The 19,989-nt window shown below is 73.4% G+C and carries 20 protein-coding genes; 8 read left to right on the top strand and 12 right to left on the bottom strand.

Annotated elements, in window-relative coordinates:
• Positions 1-58: 58 nt before the first annotated feature.
• The 8 genes from J7462_RS01345 to J7462_RS01310 form a co-directional block, all read right to left on the bottom strand.
• The gene (locus J7462_RS01345; RefSeq protein WP_219460615.1) at positions 59-949 is read right to left on the bottom strand and encodes an N-acetylglucosamine kinase; all 891 of its coding nucleotides are present in this window, start codon (positions 947-949) and stop codon (positions 59-61) included.
• Positions 946-1,968 carry an oligopeptide/dipeptide ABC transporter ATP-binding protein gene (locus tag J7462_RS01340; RefSeq protein WP_219460613.1) on the bottom strand — a complete coding sequence of 341 codons (1,023 nt, stop codon included), beginning with the start codon at positions 1,966-1,968 and terminating at the stop codon, positions 946-948. The genes J7462_RS01345 and J7462_RS01340 overlap by 4 nt, the downstream gene beginning before the upstream one ends.
• Positions 1,943-2,965 (bottom strand): ABC transporter ATP-binding protein, encoded by a 1,023-nt coding sequence (locus tag J7462_RS01335; RefSeq protein ID WP_208570568.1) that lies wholly within the window; start codon positions 2,963-2,965, stop codon positions 1,943-1,945. Before J7462_RS01335 ends, J7462_RS01340 begins: the two co-directional genes overlap by 26 nt.
• 26 nt (positions 2,966-2,991) lie before the next feature.
• On the bottom strand, positions 2,992-4,509 hold the full coding sequence (locus J7462_RS01330; RefSeq protein ID WP_219460611.1) for an ABC transporter substrate-binding protein: 1,518 nt from the start codon (positions 4,507-4,509) through the stop codon (positions 2,992-2,994).
• Between the two features lie 21 nt (positions 4,510-4,530).
• Complete coding sequence (locus J7462_RS01325; protein WP_219460608.1) at positions 4,531-5,478, bottom strand: ABC transporter permease; 948 nt, start codon at positions 5,476-5,478, stop codon at positions 4,531-4,533.
• 3 nt (positions 5,479-5,481) lie between these two features.
• Complete coding sequence (locus J7462_RS01320; RefSeq protein WP_219460605.1) at positions 5,482-6,405, bottom strand: ABC transporter permease; 924 nt, start codon at positions 6,403-6,405, stop codon at positions 5,482-5,484.
• Between the two features lie 9 nt (positions 6,406-6,414).
• On the bottom strand, positions 6,415-7,407 hold the full coding sequence (locus J7462_RS01315) for a Gfo/Idh/MocA family protein (protein ID WP_219460603.1): 993 nt from the start codon (positions 7,405-7,407) through the stop codon (positions 6,415-6,417).
• A 161-nt stretch (positions 7,408-7,568) separates the two neighbouring features.
• Positions 7,569-8,480 carry a trypsin-like serine protease gene (locus J7462_RS01310; protein WP_219460600.1) on the bottom strand — a complete coding sequence of 304 codons (912 nt, stop codon included), beginning with the start codon at positions 8,478-8,480 and terminating at the stop codon, positions 7,569-7,571.
• A 185-nt stretch (positions 8,481-8,665) separates the two neighbouring features.
• Between J7462_RS01310 and J7462_RS01305 the strand changes: the two genes are divergently transcribed.
• Together J7462_RS01305 and J7462_RS01300 are read left to right on the top strand one after the other, a co-directional pair.
• Positions 8,666-9,325, top strand: a complete 660-nt coding sequence (locus tag J7462_RS01305; RefSeq protein WP_219460596.1) for a response regulator transcription factor — start codon at positions 8,666-8,668, stop codon at positions 9,323-9,325.
• The gene (locus J7462_RS01300) at positions 9,322-10,437 is read left to right on the top strand and encodes a HAMP domain-containing sensor histidine kinase (protein WP_219460593.1); all 1,116 of its coding nucleotides are present in this window, start codon (positions 9,322-9,324) and stop codon (positions 10,435-10,437) included. The genes J7462_RS01305 and J7462_RS01300 overlap by 4 nt, the downstream gene beginning before the upstream one ends.
• Before the next feature lie 36 nt (positions 10,438-10,473).
• Here J7462_RS01300 and J7462_RS01295 read toward each other — a convergent pair whose 3' ends face one another.
• Both J7462_RS01295 and J7462_RS01290 read right to left on the bottom strand, forming a co-directional pair.
• On the bottom strand, positions 10,474-12,015 hold the full coding sequence (locus J7462_RS01295; RefSeq protein WP_308290682.1) for an RICIN domain-containing protein: 1,542 nt from the start codon (positions 12,013-12,015) through the stop codon (positions 10,474-10,476).
• Positions 12,016-12,492: 477 nt separating this feature from the next.
• Positions 12,493-12,963: a septum formation initiator gene (locus tag J7462_RS01290; RefSeq protein ID WP_219460588.1), complete on the bottom strand. Its 471-nt coding sequence runs from the start codon at positions 12,961-12,963 to the stop codon at positions 12,493-12,495.
• 196 nt (positions 12,964-13,159) lie between these two features.
• On the opposite strand from J7462_RS01290, the gene J7462_RS01285 reads away from it, so the two are divergent.
• Both J7462_RS01285 and J7462_RS01280 read left to right on the top strand, forming a co-directional pair.
• The gene (locus tag J7462_RS01285) at positions 13,160-14,461 is read left to right on the top strand and encodes a HAMP domain-containing sensor histidine kinase (RefSeq protein WP_219460582.1); all 1,302 of its coding nucleotides are present in this window, start codon (positions 13,160-13,162) and stop codon (positions 14,459-14,461) included.
• Between the two features lie 76 nt (positions 14,462-14,537).
• Positions 14,538-15,041: a PepSY domain-containing protein gene (locus J7462_RS01280; protein WP_219460579.1), complete on the top strand. Its 504-nt coding sequence runs from the start codon at positions 14,538-14,540 to the stop codon at positions 15,039-15,041.
• 121 nt (positions 15,042-15,162) lie between these two features.
• On the opposite strand, the gene J7462_RS01275 is transcribed toward J7462_RS01280, so the two are convergent.
• A complete protein-coding gene (locus J7462_RS01275) occupies positions 15,163-16,335 on the bottom strand; it encodes a PQQ-binding-like beta-propeller repeat protein (protein ID WP_219460576.1) in 1,173 nt (390 codons plus the stop codon).
• Positions 16,336-16,796: 461 nt separating this feature from the next.
• Here J7462_RS01275 and J7462_RS01270 point away from each other — a divergent pair, with 461 nt between their 5' ends.
• Positions 16,797-17,534 carry an isocitrate lyase/phosphoenolpyruvate mutase family protein gene (locus J7462_RS01270; RefSeq protein WP_219460573.1) on the top strand — a complete coding sequence of 246 codons (738 nt, stop codon included), beginning with the start codon at positions 16,797-16,799 and terminating at the stop codon, positions 17,532-17,534.
• A gap of 112 nt (positions 17,535-17,646) precedes the next feature.
• Here J7462_RS01270 and J7462_RS01265 read toward each other — a convergent pair whose 3' ends face one another.
• Complete coding sequence (locus J7462_RS01265) at positions 17,647-18,087, bottom strand: hypothetical protein (RefSeq protein ID WP_219460570.1); 441 nt, start codon at positions 18,085-18,087, stop codon at positions 17,647-17,649.
• Between the two features lie 132 nt (positions 18,088-18,219).
• On the opposite strand from J7462_RS01265, the gene J7462_RS33535 reads away from it, so the two are divergent.
• Genes J7462_RS33535 through J7462_RS01250 form a run of 3 tightly spaced genes read left to right on the top strand, consistent with a single transcriptional unit; the run spans position 18,220 to position 19,933 of the window.
• On the top strand, positions 18,220-18,567 hold the full coding sequence (locus J7462_RS33535) for a hypothetical protein (RefSeq protein WP_219460566.1): 348 nt from the start codon (positions 18,220-18,222) through the stop codon (positions 18,565-18,567).
• The gene (locus J7462_RS01255; protein WP_219460563.1) at positions 18,564-19,133 is read left to right on the top strand and encodes an RNA polymerase sigma factor; all 570 of its coding nucleotides are present in this window, start codon (positions 18,564-18,566) and stop codon (positions 19,131-19,133) included. The genes J7462_RS33535 and J7462_RS01255 overlap by 4 nt, the downstream gene beginning before the upstream one ends.
• Positions 19,130-19,933 carry a hypothetical protein gene (locus J7462_RS01250; RefSeq protein ID WP_219460561.1) on the top strand — a complete coding sequence of 268 codons (804 nt, stop codon included), beginning with the start codon at positions 19,130-19,132 and terminating at the stop codon, positions 19,931-19,933. Before J7462_RS01255 ends, J7462_RS01250 begins: the two co-directional genes overlap by 4 nt.
• Positions 19,934-19,989: the final 56 nt, after the last annotated feature.

The following is a 19,989-nucleotide window of genomic DNA, read 5'->3' as shown; positions in this document are numbered from 1 at the left end:
TCGATGTCGATCTGAACGATGAGTCCGGAAAACGGGGAAGGGACGCCCGGCCCGTCGGTCAGGGCCAGCGCGCCGGCGAGCGGGTCCCCGGCGGCCGGTACCGGCCGGGCGGCGGGGCCCCGGCGCGTAGGGCCGCGGTGAACGACGGCCACAGCAGGTCCTCGGCGCGGAAGACTCCGCCGGTCCCGGCGACCGGCACCGGGGTCGTGCCGAGCCCGATCCGATGCAGCGCCCCGACCGCCGACTCGGCGAGCAGTTCACCGGCCCGGCACCAGATCCGTCGGGCACCGTCGTCACCGGCGCGGGCCAGTTCGGCGACCGTGCCGGCGAAGCCTGCTATCCGTTCCGGGGTGGGTGGGTCGTCGCGCCAACGGGCCGGCAGCGTCTCCACCGGCCCCCAGGCGGTGTTCACCGCGTCGGCCAGCGGGCCGGGTGCGGTCCGGTCCCGGTCCCGGTCCCGTAGGGCGAGCCGGATCGCGGTACGGCCGATCCAGTGGCCCGACCCCCGGTCGCCGAGGTCGGCACCCCAGCCGTCGGCGCGGGCGGTACGGCCCGTGGCGTCGGCGGCGAGGACCACCGCCCCGGTGCCGGCAGCTACGACCGCGCCAGGGACCGGACCGAGCGCCCCCAGGTATGCGGTCACGCTGTCGTCGGTGACCCGTAGGTGGCCGTACCGGTCCAGGGCACGCAGCCGGGCGGCCAGTGCGGCGACCGCCGGCGGCTGGCCGTTGAGACCGGTCATGCCGACTCCGACCAGCACCGGGGCGTCGGGCACAGGGCCCAGGTCGGCCAGCGCGCCGGCCACCGCGTCGGCGATCCGGGCGTCGGTGTCCCCGGTCCAGAACCCCGGGGTCGCGGCGTGTCCGGTGGACCGGCCGTACCGGGCCACCGCGCGGCAGCCGCCCTGGCCGAGGTCGACGCCGACCCGCACGGGGCCGGTGCCGCTCATCGGGGCACCGCCGCGACCGGTGGCCCGCCGCCGGCCAGGCTGGACTCGGCGTAGTGGCAGGCGACCTCACGCCCGGCGACCGGGCGGAGTTCCGGTTCGACCTCGGCACAACGCGGCTGGGCGAGCCCGCACCGGGTCCGGAACCGGCAACCGGACGGCGGCGAGGCCGGCGACGGCACCTCGCCGGTGAGCAGGATCCGCTCCGCCGGTGGTGCCGCCCATGGACGGGGTACCGGGGCCGCCGAGATCAGCGCCCGGGTGTACGGGTGGGCCGGGGTCCCGTACACCGTCGCGGCCGGTCCGGTCTCCACGATCCGGCCCAGGTACATCACCGCGAGGTCGTCGCTGATGTGCCGGACGACCGACAGGTCGTGCGCGATGAACAGGTAGCCCAGACCCAGGTCCGCGCGCAGGTCGGCGAGGAGGTTGAGGGTCTGCGCCTGGACCGACACGTCCAGCGCGCTCACCGGCTCGTCGCAGACCAGGATCCGCGGCGACATGGCCAGGGCGCGGGCGATGCCGACCCGTTGGCGTTGGCCACCGGACAACTGGTGCGGATAGCGGTCGGCCAGTTCGGCGGCGAGCCCGACCCGGGCCAGCAGCTCGGCCGTCCGGTCCGTCCACTGGTCGCGCGGCACCTGACCACGGTGCACCCGCCAGCCCTCGGTGACGATGAAGGACACCTTCTTGCGCGGGTTCAGCGACGAGTACGGGTCCTGGTAGACCATCTGGATCTGGGTGGTCAACCGGCGTCGGCGGGCCGCGTCGGCGTCGTCGACCCGTTCGCCGGCGTACCAGATCTCGCCGCCGGTGGGTCGGCGGAGGCCGACGATGGCCCGGGCCAGGGTCGACTTGCCGCAGCCGGACTCGCCGACCAGCCCCAGGGTGCGGCCGGTGGTGACGGTCAGGCTGAGCCGTTCCACGGCGTGCACCTCCGATGCCCGGCGCAGCAGGCCGCCCCGGGCCGGATAGCTGACCCGTAGCTGTCTGACCTCAAGCCGCGCCTCGGACGTCGACACCGGCCATCACCTCCTCGGCGTAGTGGCAGGCCGCCTCGTGGCCAGCGGCGACGACCCGCAGCGCCGGCCGGTCGGTGCGGCAGTCCGCCCGGGCGACGGGGCACCGGGGGTGGAACGGGCAACCGGCGGGCGTCGCCAGCGGCGAGGGCGGCATCCCCTCGATCGGGGTCAGCCGCTCGCCGGGGCGGTCCGGTGCGGGCACCGAGGCCATCAACCCCCGGGTGTACGGGTGGGCCGGGGCGTCGTACACGGTGCGCAGCGGACCCGACTCGACGACCGTGCCGGCGTACATGACCGCGACCCGGTCGGCCACGTCGGCGACCACCCCAAGGTCGTGGGTGATGAGGATCATCGCCATCCCGTCGGCCTCGCGCAGTTCGCGCAGCAGGTCCATGATCTGCGCCTGGACGGTCACGTCCAGGGCGGTGGTCGGCTCGTCGGCGATGAGCAGCCGGGGTCGCAGGGCGAGGGCCATCGCGATCACCACCCGCTGCCGCATCCCGCCGGAGAACTGGTGGGGATAGTCGTGCGCCCGGCGGGCCGCATTCGGGATGCCGACCCGCTCCAGGCCGGCCACCGCGCGCCGCCAGGCCTCCCGTCGCGAGGTGCGCTGCCGGACCCGGAACAGTTCGGCGATCTGCTGACCGACCCGCACGACCGGGTTGAGCGCGGTCAACGAGTCCTGGAAGACCATCGCCATCTCGGTGGCGGACAACTCGCGGGTACGCCGTACCGGCAGCGCGGAGAGTTCCTCGCCGTCGTACCGGATGGTGCCGCGTTCGATCGTCGCGCTGTGCCGGGGCAGCAGCGCCATCACCGCGCGGACGGTGACCGACTTGCCGGACCCGGACTCCCCCAGGATGGCCAGTGTCTCGCCCGCGCCGACGGAGAACGAGACACCGTTGAGCGCACGGTAGGTGCCGAGCGGGCCGTCGAACGAGACGACGAGATCGTCGACCGTCAGCAGTGGGTGCGGGGCGTGCGGTGGTGCCACCATCGGGTCCTCCGGGTCCGGTTCTCGGGTCAGCGCAGCGAGATGCCGGCGAAGTCCGGCAGGTCGTTCGGGGTCGGGGTGAATCCCTCGACGCCCTTGCGCAGCACGACGTTGCCGTTGAGGTCGAGCGGGAAGATGCCCACCGCGTCGTCCCAGACGATCTTTCCGGCCTGGGCGTACAGCGCGGCCCGCTTGTCCTGGTCGAGTTCCGCCCGGGCGGCCAGCAGGATGCGGTCCAGTTCCGGGTTGGCGTAGCCGTTGCGCTTGGCGGTCGACAGGTAGAGCCGGGCCAGGGTGAAGTCGGCGTCGCCGGTGACCGTGCTGCCGGTCGTCATCGTGCTGTCCCAGTCGAGCTTGAGCAGCTTGTCCAGCCAGGTGGCCCGTTCCAGCTCCTGGGGCTTGACCACGATGCCGACCTTGGCCCAGTCGCTGATCATCGCGTCGGCGAAGGAGTTCCCGTTGGTGCAGCAGCCGCTGCTCCACATCATGGTGGTGCTGAACCCGTTCGGGTAGCCGGCCGCGGTGAGCAGTTGGCGGGCCTTGGCCGGGTCGTAGGCGTACGGGTTCTGGCTGGCGGAGCCGAAGATGGCCGCCGGCAGCGGGCCGGTGGCCGAGGCTCCGGCCTGGTCGAACAGCGACTTATTGATCTTGGCAAAGTCGACCGCGTGCCACATGGCCTGCCGGACCCGGGCGTCGGTGAACGGCTTACGGGAGCTGTTGAACCAGATGTAGTAGTTGGCGTACGTCGGGAACGACGTGACGGTCAGGTCGCCGTTGCCCCGCAGCCCGGTCAGCTGGTCCGGTGGCAACCCCCAGGTCGCGTCGATCTCGTTGTTCGCCAACGCCGTCACCCGGCCGGACACCTCCGGGATGTAGCGGTACGAGATGCCGGCCAGCTTCGGCTGCTCCCCCCGGTACTTCTCGTTGCGGACCAGGCTGACGGCCTGGCCGGCGGTGAACGAGGAGACCTTGAACGGGCCGGTGCCGTAGGGGGCGTCGAAGAACGCGTTGTCGGCGATCTTGGCGGCCGGGGCGATCCAGAGCAGGGTGAGGTTGCTCAGCACGGTGCCGAGCTGGCTCTTGGTGTGGATGGTCAGGGTGCGCTCGTCGGGGGTGCGGATGTCGTCGACGGTGGCCCACAGCCCGGCCAGCGGCCCCTTGCCGTCGATCAGCGCCTGGAGGGACGCCTTGGCGTCGGCGCTGGTCAGCGGCGTCCCGTCGGCGAACGTCACATCGCTTCGCAGCACGAACTGCCAGGTCAGCGGGTCGGGATTGGTCCAGCTCTCGGCGAGCTTCGGGGCGATCTTCCCGTCGGCGCGCACCACCAGGGTCTCGAAGACCTCCTGGACGACGGTCAGGGTGGGCTGGTCGGCCGAGTTCGCGGCGAACGGGTTCAGCGAGACCACCGGGGTCGGGTTGGCTACCCGCAGGGTGGTGGCGCCGTCGCCGCCGCTACCGGCCCGGTCGTCGGTGCCGAAGGAACAGGCGGTCAGTCCGAGTACGCCGGCGAGGGCCAGCGCACCGATTCGGGTGGTCGGAGATCTCATGTCTTCCCATTTCGCTGACGGTTAACGGGTGGAGAGGTTCGGATCGGAGCGGTCCCGCAGTTCGTCGCCGAGCACGCCGACGCAGACCACGAAGACGGCCAGGGCCAGGCCTGGCAGGGTGGCGATCCACCAGGCGCTGGCCAGGTAGTCGCGGCCGTTGGCGATGGTGGTCCCCCAGCTCGGCGTGCCGGCCGGGATGCCCAGGGACAGGAAGCTCAGCGACGCCTCGGCGACGATGACGAAGCCCAGCTGGACGGTGGCGATGACCAGCAGCGGGCTGGCCACCGCGGGCAGCACGCAGTGCCGTACGACGTGCCACGGCCCCGCGCCGAGGGTGCGCGCCGCGTTGGCGAAGTCCCGGGACCTGGTGGCCAGGGTCTGTGCCCGGGCCACCCGCGCGAAGATCGGCCAGGTGGTGATGGACAGGGTGAGCACGACGTTGGTGACGCTGGAACCGAGCACGCCGGCGACGAAGACGGCGAGCAGGATCGACGGGAAGGCCAGTTGGATGTCGGCCAGCCGCATGACTGTCGCGTCCACCACCCCGCCGAGGTAGCCGCAGAGGATGCCGAGGGCGGCGCCCACCGTGCCGGCCAGCAGCAGGGTCGCCGCGCCGACCAGCAACGAGATCCGGGCGCCCTGCATGATCTGGGGCAGCAGGTCGCGGCCGACCTGGTCGGTGCCGAGCAGGGCCAGGCCGCCGTCGGACATCCGGCTGCCCGGCGGGAGCAGCCGGTCGGCGACGGAGGTCGCGATCGGGTCGTACCGGGCGATCAGCGGCCCGATCACCCCGGCCACCAGATAGCCGGCGATCACCCCGAGGGGGATCCACAGTCGCAGCCGACGACGCCGGCGGCGGGGCACGACGACCGGTGGGGCGTCAGACCCGTCGGGGCGGCCGCCGCCGGTGGGCACGACCGGTGTGCCGAGCACGGCCGAGCCGGGTACGCCGTCAGACACCTTGGTCACCTCTCAGACGCTCTCGCGGACCCGGGGGTCCAGCCGGACGTACAGCAGGTCGACTATGAGATTGATGACGATGAAGATCACCGCGACCGTGATCACGCACGCCTGCACGACCGAGTAGTCGCGGGCGGCGATGGCGTCGGTCATCAGCCGACCCACCCCGGGCCAGGCGAAGACGGTCTCGACGATCACCGCCCCACCCAGCAGGCTGCCGAACTCCAGGCCGGCCACGGTGACGACGGGGATCAGCATGTTGCGCATCGCGTGCCAGCCGACGACCCGGGTCTCGGACAGACCCTTGGCCCGGGCGGTGACCACGTAGTCCTCGTGCAGCACGTCGAGCAGTCCGGACCGGACCAACCGGAGCACCACGCTGAGCAGTGGCAGGGCCAGCGTCACCGCCGGCATGATCATCGCGGCCGGGGAGGCCGCACCGGAGCTGGGCAGCAGGTGCAGGAACCGGGAGAAGACCAGGATCAGCATGATGCCGACCCAGAACGTCGGCAGGGACTGGGTGAGCATCGACAGCACCGAGACCACCCGGTCCAGCACACCGTTGGGCCGGGTCGCCGCCAGGGTGCCCAGCGCGAACCCGAGGACCAGGGCGATGGCGAAGGCGGTCAGCGCCAGGGCGGCCGTCGCCGACAGGTGGGTGAGCACCAGGTTCGTCGCGGCGTCGTGGAGCCGGAACGACTCACCGAAGTCGAGGGTGACGGCACGGCGGAGGAACTGGACGTACTGGATGGGTAGTGGGGCGTCCAGTCCGTACTCCCGGCGCAGCGCCTCGACGGCCGCCTGGTCGGCGTCCGGCCCGAGCACCGCGGTCGCCGGGTCGCCGGAGACCGCCCGCATCGCGAAGAAGACCACCGTCGCCGCGCCGAACAGCACCAGTACCGAGATCGCGAGGCGACGTAGCGCGTAATGCAGCATCCCGACCTCTCAGCTGCCGGGCGGCGGCGACACCGGGCCGCCGGCCAGGGCCGCCTCGATGTCCTCGACGACGGCGACGGCGGCCCGGCCCTCCTCACCGCTGACCGGCGTCGGTCCGCCGCTCAGCGCGGCGTCGACGAAGGCCGCCAACTCGGTACGCAGGTTGTAGGCGCCGCCGCCGTCGCGACTGGGCCAGAAGTACGTGTCCATGAAGCTGGCCACACCGTCGCGGCGGGCGTACATCAGGTCGTTGTGGGATAGGTTCATCTCCAGGATGCCGTGCTCGCCCACGATCCGCAGGCCGGCGTCGGCCCGCGACGGCCGGGAGTGCGGCAGCGTCCAGTTGTTCTCCATCGTGCCGATGGCGCCGTCGTCGAATCGGATCGTGGCGTGCACGACGTCGTGGCTGGGCGACAGCACCTTGCGGCCGACGGCTCCGGTGACCTCGACCTCCCGGCCGGTCACGAAGCGGAGCAGGTCGGCGTCGTGGATGCCGAGGAACCAGGCGACCGAGGTACGGTCCCAGATCCCCTCGCCGACCGCCTGCGAGGTGCACCGCCACACCTTGACGTGCCAGATGTCGCCGAGTTCGCCGGACCGCACCACCTCCCGCAGCCGCAGCACCCGGGGGTCGAAGCGCAGCACCTGACCGATCATCAGCGCGTCGGGGTCGGGCCGGCCGGCGATGATCCGGTCACAACCGGCGCTGGACAGCGCCATCGGCTTCTCCAGCAGCACCCGCTTGCCCGCCGCGAGCGCGGCGAGGGTCGCGTCCTCGTGCAGGTGGTCCGGCGTGCAGATGCTGACCGCGTCGACCGCGTCGAGGAGGTCGCCGAGGTCGGGGACGGCCCGGACGCCGAGGTGCGTCTCGGCCCAGTCCCGGTTGCGCGGCGAGATGTCGGCGACCGCGACCAGTTCGGCCTGCGGCACGTCGCGCAACGCGCGGGCGTGCAACTGCCCCTGGACCCCGATCCCGACGACACCGATCTTTAAGCGGTCCACACCCGGCTCCCACTGTTACATACCACCGAAAGCTAGGTGTGTACCTAGCTGCGATAGTTGTACACCTGCGGGGCAGGCCGCGCAAGGCTCGAATTCGCCCCTGCACTCGGCTCCGACCTGCGGGATTGCGGAATCCGCCCGTACCGCATCGAGGTCGACGACTACCGCACCCGGCCGGGCCGCCGCCCTACCCGGTCGACGCCGCGCCCGGCCCGCGCCGGCACCGGTGCCGTCCGGCGACGGCGGCGCGTCACCAGCGCCACCGGGAGCAGCAGGAGCGCCAGGACCGCGCCGACACCCACCGGCACCCAGCGGGAAGGCCGGTTGGCCGGGTCGGTCGTGTCGGTGATCCAGTCCCGGAGAGTGTCGGTACGGGCGCTGAAGTCGGGTCCCGGATGCGGGCATCCCGGGCCGGTGCTGACCACCGCCACCAGGACGGCAGTGCCGTCCGCCCGCTCCCGGAAGTAGGGTCCACCGGAATCGTGCGGGCACGGGCTGGTGTCCGCCCGGGGCCGCCGGCCGGAGGTCTCGATGACGTCGGCACCCACCCGGCCGACGGTGAACTGCCCGGTCTGGAGCCGGTCCGCCGGGGCCGGCCCGTCTGCCGTGGTCAGGCCGTAGCCGGTCAGCCGGACGACCTCACCCGGCACCGGCGGCGTGTCACCGATCCGCAGCGGCGCGACGCCGGTGATCGGGGTGCCCAACTCGACGAGGGCCACGTCGGCGGCGTCCGACTGGCGGACCGCGATGGCCTCGGCCTGGTGGCCGGCCCGACTGTCGAGGGTCGTCCGGCCGACCGTGACCAGGGTCCGGCGGGCCACGACCCGGCTGACGCGTTGCCCGCCGGGGCTGCGGAAGCAGTGCCCGGCGGTGATCACCCAGCGGGGCGCGACCAACGCGCCGGAGCACCAACTGTCCCGGGTGCCGCCACCGGCAACCGGCAGGTCGACCATGGTCAGCCGCACCGAGAACCGGTACGCGCCGTCGGCCGCGTCCTCACCGTGGGCGATCGCCGCCGCCGGCCGGACACCGACGGGGGCGAGGGTGAGCGCGGTGGCGGCCAGCGCGACCATGACACAATTCGTGGCGAGTCGGAGCAAGGTGTCACCAACCTGTGCGATCGGGAGCAGGAACTGCTCCGATGCTGAGGGGCCAGCCGTGGGTGCCGCGTCAGCGGCACCCTTATCGGTTCTTTATCCGGCGGGTGTCAGCCTTGCCGACGGTCCCGGACACCCTGGAACGAGCGGCGGGAGACGTAGTGCGGGTGCTGATGGCTGACGACGAGCGGGTGCTGGCCGACATGGTGGCCGAAGGGCTACGCCGGTTGTCCATGGCCGTCGACGTGGTCTACGACGGCGACAGCGCCCTGGAACGGCTCGCGGTCAACCGCTACGACGTGGCCGTGCTCGACCGGGACATGCCCGGCCATACCGGTGACGACGTGTGCCGGTGGATCGCCGGCTCCGGCACCGGGACCCGGGTGCTGCTGCTGACCGCCGCGGCCGGCATCCGCCAGCGGGTCGAGGGTCTCGGCCTGGGCGCGGACGACTACCTGACCAAACCGTTCGCCTTCGCCGAACTCGCCGCCCGGTTGCAGGCGCTGTCGCGACGCTCGACGCCGGCGCTGCCCCCGGTGCTGGAGCAGGACGGCATCGTGCTGGACGTCACCCGGCACACCGCCTCCCGCGACGGGCTGCCGCTCTCGCTGTCCCCCAAGGAGTACGCCGTGCTGCACGTGCTGATGCGCGCCGCTGGCCGGGTGGTCAGCGCCGAGGACCTGCTGGAGCAGGCCTGGGACGAGCACACCGACCCGTTCACCAACACGGTACGGACCACCGTGATGACGCTGCGCCGCAAGCTCGGCGACCCGCCGGTGATCCACACCATCCCCCGCGTCGGCTACCGGCTCGGCGCATGAGGTTCCCCTCCCCGGCCCGGCGGATGCTCCTGGCCTTCGGGGTGCTCCTGCTCGCCGCCCCGTTGGTCACGCCGGCCGCCGACCTGCTGCTGTCACTGTGGCGGGAGTTCGGCCCGTCCTGGTGCGCCAGGCCCGCGTGGCAGGCGCCGGACGGTGACGCCTCGTTCGCCTGCGTGCAGGTGTTCCGGCGGCCCCGCATTCCCCAGGCGATCGCCCTGACGGTCGTGCTGCTGAGCATGCTGGCGGCCTGCTACCCGGCCGCCCGCTGGTGCCTGCGTCCGCTGCGGGACCTGGTCCCGGTGATCGCCAACGTCGGCCCGCAGAATCTGGGGCACCGGCTGAAGCCCGGCCCGGGCCGCGACGAACTGGCCGTCCTGGGCCGCACCATCGACGAGATGATGGACCGGATCGCGGTGGGTTACGAGGCCCAGCGCCGGTTCGCCGCCGACGCGTCACACGAGTTGCGGACCCCGCTCGCCGTCCAGCGCACCCTGATCGAGGTCGGCATGGCCCGCAGCCTCAACGACGACCAGCTCGCGCTGCTCACCGCGCAACTGCTGGAGACCAACGAACGCAACGAACGCCTGATCGAGGGGCTGCTGGTGCTCAGCGAGAGCGACCGTGGCCTGCTGACCCGTACCCCGTTGCGGCTCGACCGGATCGTCACCACGGTGCTCGACGCCCACCGGGCCCGGGCCGACGGGGCCGACGTCACGATCACCAGCCAACTGAGCCCACGGCTGGTCGTGGGCGAGCAGGTGCTGCTGGAGCGGCTGGTCGCCAACCTGGTGCAGAACGGCGTGAAGTACAACCGGCCCGGCGGGACCCTGGAGGTCCGGGTGGGCACGGAGCCCGCGCTGGTCGTCGAGAACACCGGCGACGACGTGCCACCGGACGAGGTCGCCGCCCTGTTCGAGCCGTTCCGGCGCAGGTCCGGTGTCCGCATCGACCACAGCGGCGGCGCGGGCCTCGGCCTGTCGATCGCCCGCTCGATCACCCGGGCCCACGAGGGCATCATCACCGCGTCCGCCCGTGGCGGGGACGGGCTGCGGGTGCAGGTCTCGTTCCCCACGGTGGACGACGGCCCGGGGGCCGGACCGGCCGACGGCTGAGCCGCCCGCCCGGTTCCGACCCCCGGCGTCACGTCGTCAGACGGTGGTGCGGGACCACTGCTGGTTGGCGCCGGTGTTGCAGGTGTACTGCTTGAGCACCTGGCCGTCGGCGGTTGACGAGGCCGGCACGTCCACGCACTTGTTGCTGTGCCGGGCCCGGAGCTGGAAGTAGCTGCCGTTGGTGACCATCTGGAACTGCTGGTTGGTGCCACTGCCGCAGGTGTACTGGATGAGTTCGGCACCGTCGGCCGTGGAGGCGCTGGTCACGTCGAGGCACTTTCCGCTGTGCCGGCTGACCAGCCGCCACCAGCCGCTGCCCGCGTCGACGAACTGCCACTGCTGCCAGGCGTTGCCGGCGTAGGTGTACTGGCCGACCCGCGCGCCGTTGTCGGTGTTGGGCTGCTGCACGTCCATGGCCTTGCCGCTGTGCCGCACGGTGACCCGGTAGTACGTCCCGGTGCTCGGGGGCGGCGTCGTGGGGCCACCGCCGACGGCGTCACCCCACCCGTAGCGGACCCGGTCGGCGCCGGAGGGGTTGCGGACGGTCAGGTTGAGGTCGGTGCCGGTGCCGGTGAGCGCGTACATCGAGTACCAGTCGTAGCCGATGGTGCCGGGCTTGCCACCGAGGGCGGGCCAGTAGGTGCCGCCCATCTGGTTGTCCCGCATCACCTGGGCCATCGCCCGGATGTAGCGCACGAAGTTGTCGGTGCTGTTCGCGTCGGCGTAGTTGCGGCCGTCGTTCATCGGCGCGCCGTACTCGGTCGCGACCGCGCGGGAGGCGCAGTTGCCCAGGCGGGCCTGAATGTGACCGAGGAAGGCGTCGTAGGTCATCGCGCCGTAGAAGAAGGCGTAGTAGTGGAAGGAGAGCAGCGTGGCGTTGAAGCGGCTGTCGTTGCAGATGTCCCGCAGGTCCTGGCTGAAGCCGGTGCCACCGATCAGCACCCGGCCGGGCGGTGCCGAGGGGTGGGAGCTGAGCCAGTTCGCCGCGACGTTGCGCCAGTCCGCCGAGCTGTAACCGTGCGGTTCGTTCATCGGCTCGAAGTAGACGTTGGGGTTGGTGCCGTAGGTGTTGGTCACCGTGGTCCACATCGCGTTCCACGCGGCGAGGTTGGTGATCCGGCCGCCAGAGGCCGCGCCGTCCTCCCAGTAGGCCAGGATGACCTTGAACCCCCGGGCGGTGGCCGCGTCGATGGCCCCCCGGTACGCCTCCCACCACGCCGTTCCCACCGTGTGGGTGTTGACGGGCAGCCGCACGGTGTTGATCCCCATGGTGGCGGCCATGTCGTCGTAGAGGGCGTTGGCCTTGGCGCGTACCGTCGCGTTGCTGTCGGATGCGCTGAGACCCTGCACGACGAGCGGGCCGGTGCTGAAGTTGTCCCCCAGCACGGCCCAGTTCATGCCCCGGAACGCACTGGTGGCGGCGGTGGCCGGCGACGACGCGACCACCACCCCGCCGACCAGCGCGGTCGCCGCGGCCAGCAGCGCGACCAGCAGCCGACGTGGCGACCGGACACGGCGGGACGGTGCAGGGACGTCGCCGGCACGCGCCGGGGTCCGGGGCAGGAATTGGTCGATCACGTGACCTGGCCTCTCTGGGGTCGGACCACGGACGGGGTCGTCCGGGTGGCCTCGGCAACGGACAACGACGGGAGACCTCCGGTCGGGCCGACGGTCGCCCCCACCCGTGGCACGACACCGGTGCGACCGACCACCCCCGCTCCCCGGGCCGCCCCACACCGGGGCCGCCCGCGGTGGTCGACCGGGCCCACGGTTGCCGCCGGGGCCGGACACCGCCGTTACGAGTCGCCCGCATGTTAGCGTTAACATAGCGGCGGGCGGGTCCGTCCCGGGAACTCCCGACCCCGGTCTGGGTGACGTGCCGAACGAGCAGTTCCAGAGCACTTCGCGGGAGTGCCGCCGAAGTATCCTGGTTGTTACGTGCGCATTGCAGACCAGTGTTAGCGATCGCATCAGGAGTGTCAAGGCATCGACGATGCTCGCCGTGTCGACGGGTCGAACCGACCTGACCGTGCGCCTGCCCGGCCCGCAGGGCCGTCAGTCACCGCCCCCCGGGCGGGCCACCGGCTCGCCGCCGATGCAGCCGACCTTCACCTCGAACTCCCCAGCCGGGCCGGCGAAGGTCACCTCCGCGTCGTCGTCCGGCCCCCGGTCCACGTCCTTGACCCGGTAGTCCTGGGCCGGCGCCCAGGAGACCAGCCGCACGTCGGCCCCCACGCACTCGGCGACCGCCGTACCCCCCGGGGTAGAGAAGCTGCGGCGCAGGCCGGGCGTCGAGGAGGCCGCGGCCGACGACGGCCCGGGACCCGCCGGGCCCGGCGACGCGGTGGCCGGCGTCGCCGGGGCCGGCGCCGCCAACGCCCGCTCGACCTCGGCCTGGCTGCGCACCCCACCGGGCGTGCCGGTGATGCTCTCGCCGACCAACCGGATCGCGGCCACCCCGATCAGGGTGGCGAGCACGGCGGCGGCCAGCCAGCCGGCGGTGGCGAGGAACGCGCGACGACCCATGCCCCGACTATGCCGGATCGGCCGCCAAGCCCCGCACGGCGCGAGGATAAACGAGGGTTAACGAGTGACCCGGCCGCCGGCGGACCGGCTAGCCTGCCAAGCTGTGGTGCACCTGCCCCACCCGGCGCGGTGGCCGTGAGCAGGCTCGCCCGCCCCTGCGGCGGGGCCGCCGGGGTGCGGCCGGACAGGAGGACGGATGAGACGGCGGTTGGCGCTCCTGGTCGCGGCGACCACCTGCCTGACCCTGGTCGCCTTCCTGGTGCCGCTGGCCCTGCTGGTGCGCACGGTCGCCGAGGACCGGGCCACCGTCCGGGCCACCGCCGACGTGCAGGGGCTGGTGCCGGTGGTCGGCACCGCCGACACCGCGACGATCCGGTTGACCGTGGAGCAGCTCACCGCCGAGTCGGGTCGACCGGTCAGCGTCTACCTGCCCGACGGCACGGTGCTCGGCGCGCAGGAACCGCGTACCCCCGCGGTGGCCCTCGCCGCCCGGGGCCAGAGCCTCACCGCGGAGCTGGACGGCGGTCGGGAGATCGTGATCGCGGTGCAGGGCCGACCCGACGGCACCGGGGTGATCCGCACCGTGGTGCCCCGGGCCGACATCACCGCCGGGGTGGCCCGCGCCTGGCTGGTGCTGGCCGCGCTCGGCATCGTGCTCGTGCTGCTCGGCCTCGCCGTCGCCGACCGGCTGGCCCGCACCCTGGTCCGGCCGATCACCGAACTCTCCTCGGTCTCGCACCGGCTGGCCAACGCCGAGCTGACCGCCCGCGCCGAACCCGCCGGCCCACCGGAACTGCGCGAGGTCGCCGGTGCGCTCAACCACCTGGCCGCCCGGATCCAGGTGCTGCTGCGCGAGGAACGCGAGCAGGTGGCCGACCTGTCGCACCGGTTGCGTACGCCGCTGACCGCGCTCCGGCTGGAGGCGGAGTCGCTGCGCGACCCGGACGACGCGGCCCGGGTGGCGGCGGCCGTGGACGGGTTGGAGCGGGCGGTCACCGGCCTGATCCGGCAGGCCCGCTGGCGCAGCGTCCCCGACGACACCGGTCCCGGCACGGTCACCGCCGACGCCGCCGCGATCGTGGGCGAACGGGTCGCCTTCTGGTCGGTGCTGGCCGAGGACACCGGCCGCACGGTCGACCTCGACCTCGCGGCCGGGCCGCTGCCGGTCGGGGTGCCCGCCGACGAGTTGGCCGCAGCCGTGGACGCCCTGTTGGGCAACGTCTTCGCGCACACCCCGGACGGCACCGGGTTCACCGTCCGGTTGACCCGGGAGGCCGCCGGCGCCGCCCTGACCGTCGCCGACGCGGGACCGGGGATCCCGGCCGGCCTGATCGAGCGGGGCGCCAGCCGGGCCGGGTCGACCGGTCTCGGGCTGGACATCGCCCGCCGCGCCGCGCAGGCCAGCGGCGGACAGCTCGACCTGGGCGGTGGCGCGGCGGGCGGCGCGGTCGTGACACTCCGGCTCGGACCGCCCGGGTCGTCCTTAACCGGAGCTTAGGGTCGGCACAGCGCGCCGCTATCCACCGCCGGGGCACGCTCACTGCAACAACCGAGAAACCCCGGAGGTACGCACCATGAAGCGCACATCCCTGCTCCTGGCGGCCGCGGGCGGCGCCGTCGTCCTCGCCGTCACCGGCACGGCGCTCGGCGTGTCCGCCGCGGAACGGGCGCCGGTCGCCACGCCCACCGCCGAGACGACCGCTCCCGCCCCGGTCGACCCGAGTGCCACCGCCGCCACGCCCGGCACGCCCGGTGGCACGCCGACGACCGGTTCGCCGGCTCCCGGTGGCAGCACCGCCCCGACCACCGACGACGCGGTCAGCCAGCAGCGTGCCGGCGAGATCGCCCTGGCCAAGGTGGGCGCTGGTCAGATCACCGAGATCGAGCGGGAGCAGGAGGAGGGCCGCCCGGTCTGGAGCGTGGAGATCATCAACGGCGACACCGAGCACGAGGTCGAGGTCGACCGGGAGAACGGCGCCGTCGTCAAGTCCGAGCAGGAGAAGGCGGACGACGACGACAGGTCCGGCAAGGACGACGACGATGACGATGACGACTCGGACGACGGTGACGACGACTGACCGGTCGGCGACCGAGCCGACCGCACTGCCCCGACGCCACCCTGGCCGCCGACGGCGGTGAGCTGAGTGCCCCGGCGGATTCCGCCGGGGCACGTCGCCGCCCGGTGCCCGGTCGTCAGGTTCAGAAGGTGTGCAGGTCCACCGCGAGACCGCCGGTGCCGGAATGGCTGACCGCGACCCAGTCCCGCCCCGCCCCGGCGAGCCAGCCGGGGTAGCGGCCGAGCTCACGACCGGTGCCGACGTCGTACACCAGCACCTGCGGTCGGCCGTCCTCGGCCCCGCTGACCGCCACCAGTCCCCCGGTGACCGCCGACCGCCAGCTCGCCGACGTGCCGGGCAGCGCCGGATCCGGCGCGGTCCACCGGGACGCGCCGGTGGCCAGGTCGAGCAACGCCAACCCGCCCGTGTCGGCCTTGTCGCGCACCAGCACCGACCGGTCGTCACCATCGATCGGTACGCCGGCGACGGCCCCCTTCCAGACCGTCGCGCCGGTGCGCAGGTCCACCAGTTGCGGTCGCTCGTCGGCGGTGACCGCGACGAGCCGGGTGCCGCTGCCGATCAGGGTCTGCCCGCTGCGGTCGTGGACCAGCCGCTTGGCGCACTCGCCGTTCTCCCGGCGCCCGCTGAAGACCACCCCGGACCAGCCCCGGCCACCACTGGCCGCCTGGACGCTGGTGATGCTGACCGTGCAACGCTGGTCACCCTTGGGCGGATCGTTGTCGGTGCTCACCAGCAGGTCACCGGCGACGAACCCGTACCAGGCCCGGTTCGGCAGCCGCCCGGCACCGGTCCGGCCGGTGGTCGGGGCGACGGGGGTGTAGGTGGCCGGGCGGTCGGACGTGCTCAGCCGTACCGCCACGTACCGGCCGGCAGCCGGCGCGTACGGCGTGCGCGCGCCGAGGGTCACGTCGCTCACCCGGGCGAACCGGTCGGAGGGCAGTTTCCACAGTTGGCGACCGGTCTGCACGTCCCGGCCGATGATCGCGCAGGTCGCCGACCTGCCGGTGCCGGCGCATTCCCGGGCGTAGACGGCCCGGTCGTCGACGACGACGTCCTGGGTCTCCGCCGCCCGCCACCGGGTGACGCCGGTGGCCGCGTCGAGCACCTCCACACCGCCGTCGTCGTTGTCGCCGGCCACGATCGACCCGCCGACGACCACGTAGCGGTAACCGGTGGTGAACGGGTGCCGCCACCGGTCCTGCCCGGTGGCGCGGTCCACGGCGCGCAGTTCCCGCTCGTCGGGCACCACGATGAACTGCCCGACCTCGGCCAACTCCTGGTCCAGCCGCCGCACCGGTGCCGACCAGGCCGGCCGGGGCCGGCCGGGGCGGGCGAGGCGCTGCCGTCGCGCAGGCTCTCCTGGGTCTCCTCGACCCGCACGGGTGGCGGCTGCGCCCGTTCGGCCCGGGGCGCGGCGCAGCCGACGAGCCCGACGACCAGACTCAGGGCGACGACGGCGCTGCGCCGACGGGCGGGGTGGTACGACGGCGACAACGGTCTCTCCCTCGATCGGCCGGCCAGAGCCGCCACCCTAGGGCCTCGACGCACGCCCCGCCCGTCGATCGCCGGTGACCAGGCACGGCCGCCGGAGAGCGGGTCCTCGCGGGTCGGCGGCGGCGTGCGGGGGGCCGTGCTCCCGGCCGGCCGGTCGTCGCGCGGTGCGGGTCGTAGGGTGCACCACATGCCGACCAGCTGTCCTGACGCCGTCCTGAACGACTCTCCGTCCGGCCCACCGGCCACCACGGCGGCGCGGGCGTGAGGGACTTCGCCGCACTCCACCGCACCGGCGGTCCGTTGGTCCTGCCGAACGTGTGGGATGTCGCCTCGGCCCGCGCCCTGGTCGACGCCGGGTTCCCGGCGCTCGGTACGACCAGCCTCGGCGTCGCGGCCGCCAACGGCCTGCCCGACGGGGTCAACGCCGCCGACGCCGACACCCTGCGCCTCACCCGGAGCCTGGCGACCCTCCCGGTCACCGTCACCGTCGACATCGAGACCGGCTCGGTCGACGCCGCGGTCGCGGTGGCGCAGGCGGGAGCCGTCGGGGTGAACATGGAGGACGCCATGGGTCCGGCCGACACGCACGCCACGCTGATCCGCTCGGTGAAGCGGGAGGTCCCCCACCTGTTCGTCAACGCCCGGACCGACACCCACTGGCAACGCCCCGGCGACCTGACGGAGGCCCTGCGTCGGGTCCGGCGGTACGCGGACGCCGGCGCCGACGCCGTGTTCGTTCCCGGTCTGGCGGAGCCCGCCGACATCGCCGCCGTCGTGGCGGCGGTCGACGTCCCGGTGAACGTCCTCTTCCTGCCCGGACGGCACACCGTCGCCGCCCTGACCGAGCTCGGCGTACGACGGATCAGCACCGGTTCCCTGCTCTTCCGCGCCGCCCTCGCCGCCACGGTGGAGACGGCCCTGGCCGTCCGCGACGGCCATCCGGTACGCGGGGACCTTCCCTCCTACGCGCAGGTCAACGCCGGGCCCGGAGCCTTCTGACGCCGACGGACGGCGCACCCACCGGGGCCGCCGCCCCGCCCGGCCGACCGTTGCCACCGTCGTTCGGCCACCTGCCAACGGCCATCGCGGCGCCGGCCAGCCGGGTCGCCGGTCAGCGGCGGTGGGCGGCCAGGGCGACGAGGTACTGTCCGCCGCCCGCCTCGACGCTGGCGGTCACCGGCAGCCCGGGCACCAACCGGGAGAACCGGTCCACCAGCCAGTCGGCCGCTTCCTGGGCGTCCCGGCGGCTGGGGCAGCGGGCCACCAGTTCCCGGCCGCCCTTGCGTTCGAGCCGCTCGGCGACGGCGACCAGCGGTGCGGGCTCCACCACGCGCAGCCGGTCCGGCCAGGCGACGACCACCTTGACCGCGCCCTTGCGGGTGTTGCAGGCACGGTGCGCGAGCCGCTCGACGACCTTGGCCTTCCGGTCGGCGGTGCGGCTGTCGACGCTGGGCCCCCGGGGGTCGTTCACCGACCTGTCGGCGTCGACCGGCTCGTCGCACACCCAGCACCGCCAACCGTCGCGCTGGGCGACGTCATCGAGCAGACTCATCCGAGCAAACTAGCGTGGGTCGGCCCCCGCCGGCCGGCAGCCCCGGGCACGGCCGCCCACGAGGTCGCCGGACGGTGCCGGCGGGGACCGGCGACCCGGCGGGGCTTCGCCCTGATGTGTCAGGATTGTGCGATGGCAGTGATCGAGGTCGTCAAGGGTGACATCACGCGGGAGAACGTGGACGCCATCGCCACCGGCGTGTACGGCTACCGGGCCGCCCGCGTCGCCGTCGCGACCGTCCGGGCCACCCCGACGAACCTCGAACGGATCCGGCTCGTCGCGTTCGACGACGACACCCATGCCCACCTGCGGGGACGCGCTGGCGGCGGCCGGATGACCCGCCCGGCCGGGACCGGCGACCGCGCCCTCCCCACCCCGGGTGGCCGGACCACGCCGCACCGGTCGCGATCTTTGGATGTGACGACGATCACACGGAAGCCGGACCCATTCCCGGTGGACCCGTCGTCTGACCGGGTGTGAGAACAGACCTGGACGCGGCCGACGAGGGTGAACTCGTACGACGCGTCGCCCGCGGAGACAGGCGGGCGTTCGACGAGCTCTACCGGCGTACCGCGCCGTGGCTGGAGGTGCGCCTGCGCCGTCGCTGCGCCGACCCCGACGTCGTCGCCGAGGTGCTCCAGGACACCTACCTGGCGGTCTGGCGGGCGGCGGGCAGCTTCGCCGGTCCCCGGGGCAGGGACAGCGCCGGGGCGCAGGGCAGCGCCGTGGGCTGGCTGTGGACCATCGCCGCCCACCGCCTGGTCGACGCGTTCCGCCACCGGGCGCGCAAGGGCCGACTGCCGCAGGTGGAGCTGATGCCGAGCACGGCCCCGGCCGCCGAGGACGAGGTGATGGCCGCGCGGATCGGCCAGGAGTTGGAACAGGCCCTGCTCGTCCTGCCACCCGAGGTCCGGGCCGCGCTGCGGGCCACCGTCCTCGACGGGCTCTCCTCGCGGGAGGCGTCGGTGCTGCTGGGCGTACCGGAGAACACCGTGAAATCCCGTGTCCGCCGAGCCCGCATCGCCCTCCGGGAGGCGCTGTCATGACCACCCACCCCAGCCTGTCCCAGATCGAACGCTACGCCGCCGGGGATCCGGAACTCGACGAACCCGGCGTCTGGGCGATCGAGGTGCACCTGGAGGACTGCGCCGACTGCCGCGCCCGGTTGGCCGGCAGCACCACCGGGGCGAGCCGGGCCGTGATCGACCAGGTCGCGCTGGTGCTGGACCGCGAGATCGCGACGGCGGCGGTGCCCGTCGGCCGCAGCCGGCCCTGGTCGGTGCTGCGACACCGCTGGTTCGTCGGCACGCTGCTGCCGTGGCTGGCGATGACCGGCACGGTGCTCGCGTGTGCGGCCGTACTCGGTGCGCTGTGGGTCGGCACCCCCTCGCTGGTGCTGCTCATCGCACCACTGGCACCGCTGCCCGGGGTGGCCGTCGCCTGGCACCGGCGGGCCGACCCGGCCTGGGAGCTGATCGCCGCCACGCCCGCCAGCGGTCTGACGATGCTGCTGCGGCGTACGGCTGCGGTGTTGGCGTTCGTCATTCCCGTGCTCGCGGTGGTCGGTGCCGGCACCGGGATGTCGCTTGCCCTGATGTTGCTGCCCTGCCTGGCGTTCACCGCCGCCACGCTCCTGTTGGGCACCCTCGTCGGGGTACGCCACGCTGCGATCGGACTGGTCACGGTCTGGACGCTCGCGGTGGTCGCCCCCAGCCTCGTCGCCGCCCGGCTGCCGGTGCTGCTGTCGGCGCAGAGCGCCCCCAGTTGGGCCCTGGCCACGGTCGTCCTGACCATCATGGCCCTCCTGCGGGCCAACGGATTCCGGCGGCTCTCCCACCACGGGTAACCCCCCACCCGCCACCCGCCACCCGGCCCTCCGGGCCGTATCCCACGCCGCCCCCA

Source organism: Micromonospora sp. RL09-050-HVF-A (assembly GCF_019374995.1).
GTDB classification, from domain to species: domain Bacteria; phylum Actinomycetota; class Actinomycetes; order Mycobacteriales; family Micromonosporaceae; genus Micromonospora; species Micromonospora antibiotica.
This window is presented reverse-complemented; position numbering and strand designations above follow the sequence as displayed.

What these genes read in the sequence shown, in the direction of transcription:
- J7462_RS01345 (WP_219460615.1), bottom strand. Translation starts at nt 949, where the DNA reads ATGAGCGGCACCGGCCCCGTGCGGGTCGGCGTCGACCTCGGCCAGGGC.
- J7462_RS01335 (WP_208570568.1), bottom strand. Translation starts at nt 2,965, where the DNA reads ATGGTGGCACCACCGCACGCCCCGCACCCACTGCTGACGGTCGACGAT.
- J7462_RS01330 (WP_219460611.1), bottom strand. Translation starts at nt 4,509, where the DNA reads ATGAGATCTCCGACCACCCGAATCGGTGCGCTGGCCCTCGCCGGCGTA.
- J7462_RS01320 (WP_219460605.1), bottom strand. Translation starts at nt 6,405, where the DNA reads ATGCTGCATTACGCGCTACGTCGCCTCGCGATCTCGGTACTGGTGCTG.
- J7462_RS01310 (WP_219460600.1), bottom strand. Translation starts at nt 8,480, where the DNA reads ATGGTCGCGCTGGCCGCCACCGCGCTCACCCTCGCCCCCGTCGGTGTC.
- J7462_RS01300 (WP_219460593.1), top strand. Translation starts at nt 9,322, where the DNA reads ATGAGGTTCCCCTCCCCGGCCCGGCGGATGCTCCTGGCCTTCGGGGTG.
- J7462_RS01290 (WP_219460588.1), bottom strand. Translation starts at nt 12,963, where the DNA reads ATGGGTCGTCGCGCGTTCCTCGCCACCGCCGGCTGGCTGGCCGCCGCC.
- J7462_RS01285 (WP_219460582.1), top strand. Translation starts at nt 13,160, where the DNA reads ATGAGACGGCGGTTGGCGCTCCTGGTCGCGGCGACCACCTGCCTGACC.
- J7462_RS01280 (WP_219460579.1), top strand. Translation starts at nt 14,538, where the DNA reads ATGAAGCGCACATCCCTGCTCCTGGCGGCCGCGGGCGGCGCCGTCGTC.
- J7462_RS01265 (WP_219460570.1), bottom strand. Translation starts at nt 18,087, where the DNA reads ATGAGTCTGCTCGATGACGTCGCCCAGCGCGACGGTTGGCGGTGCTGG.
- J7462_RS33535 (WP_219460566.1), top strand. Translation starts at nt 18,220, where the DNA reads ATGGCAGTGATCGAGGTCGTCAAGGGTGACATCACGCGGGAGAACGTG.
- J7462_RS01250 (WP_219460561.1), top strand. Translation starts at nt 19,130, where the DNA reads ATGACCACCCACCCCAGCCTGTCCCAGATCGAACGCTACGCCGCCGGG.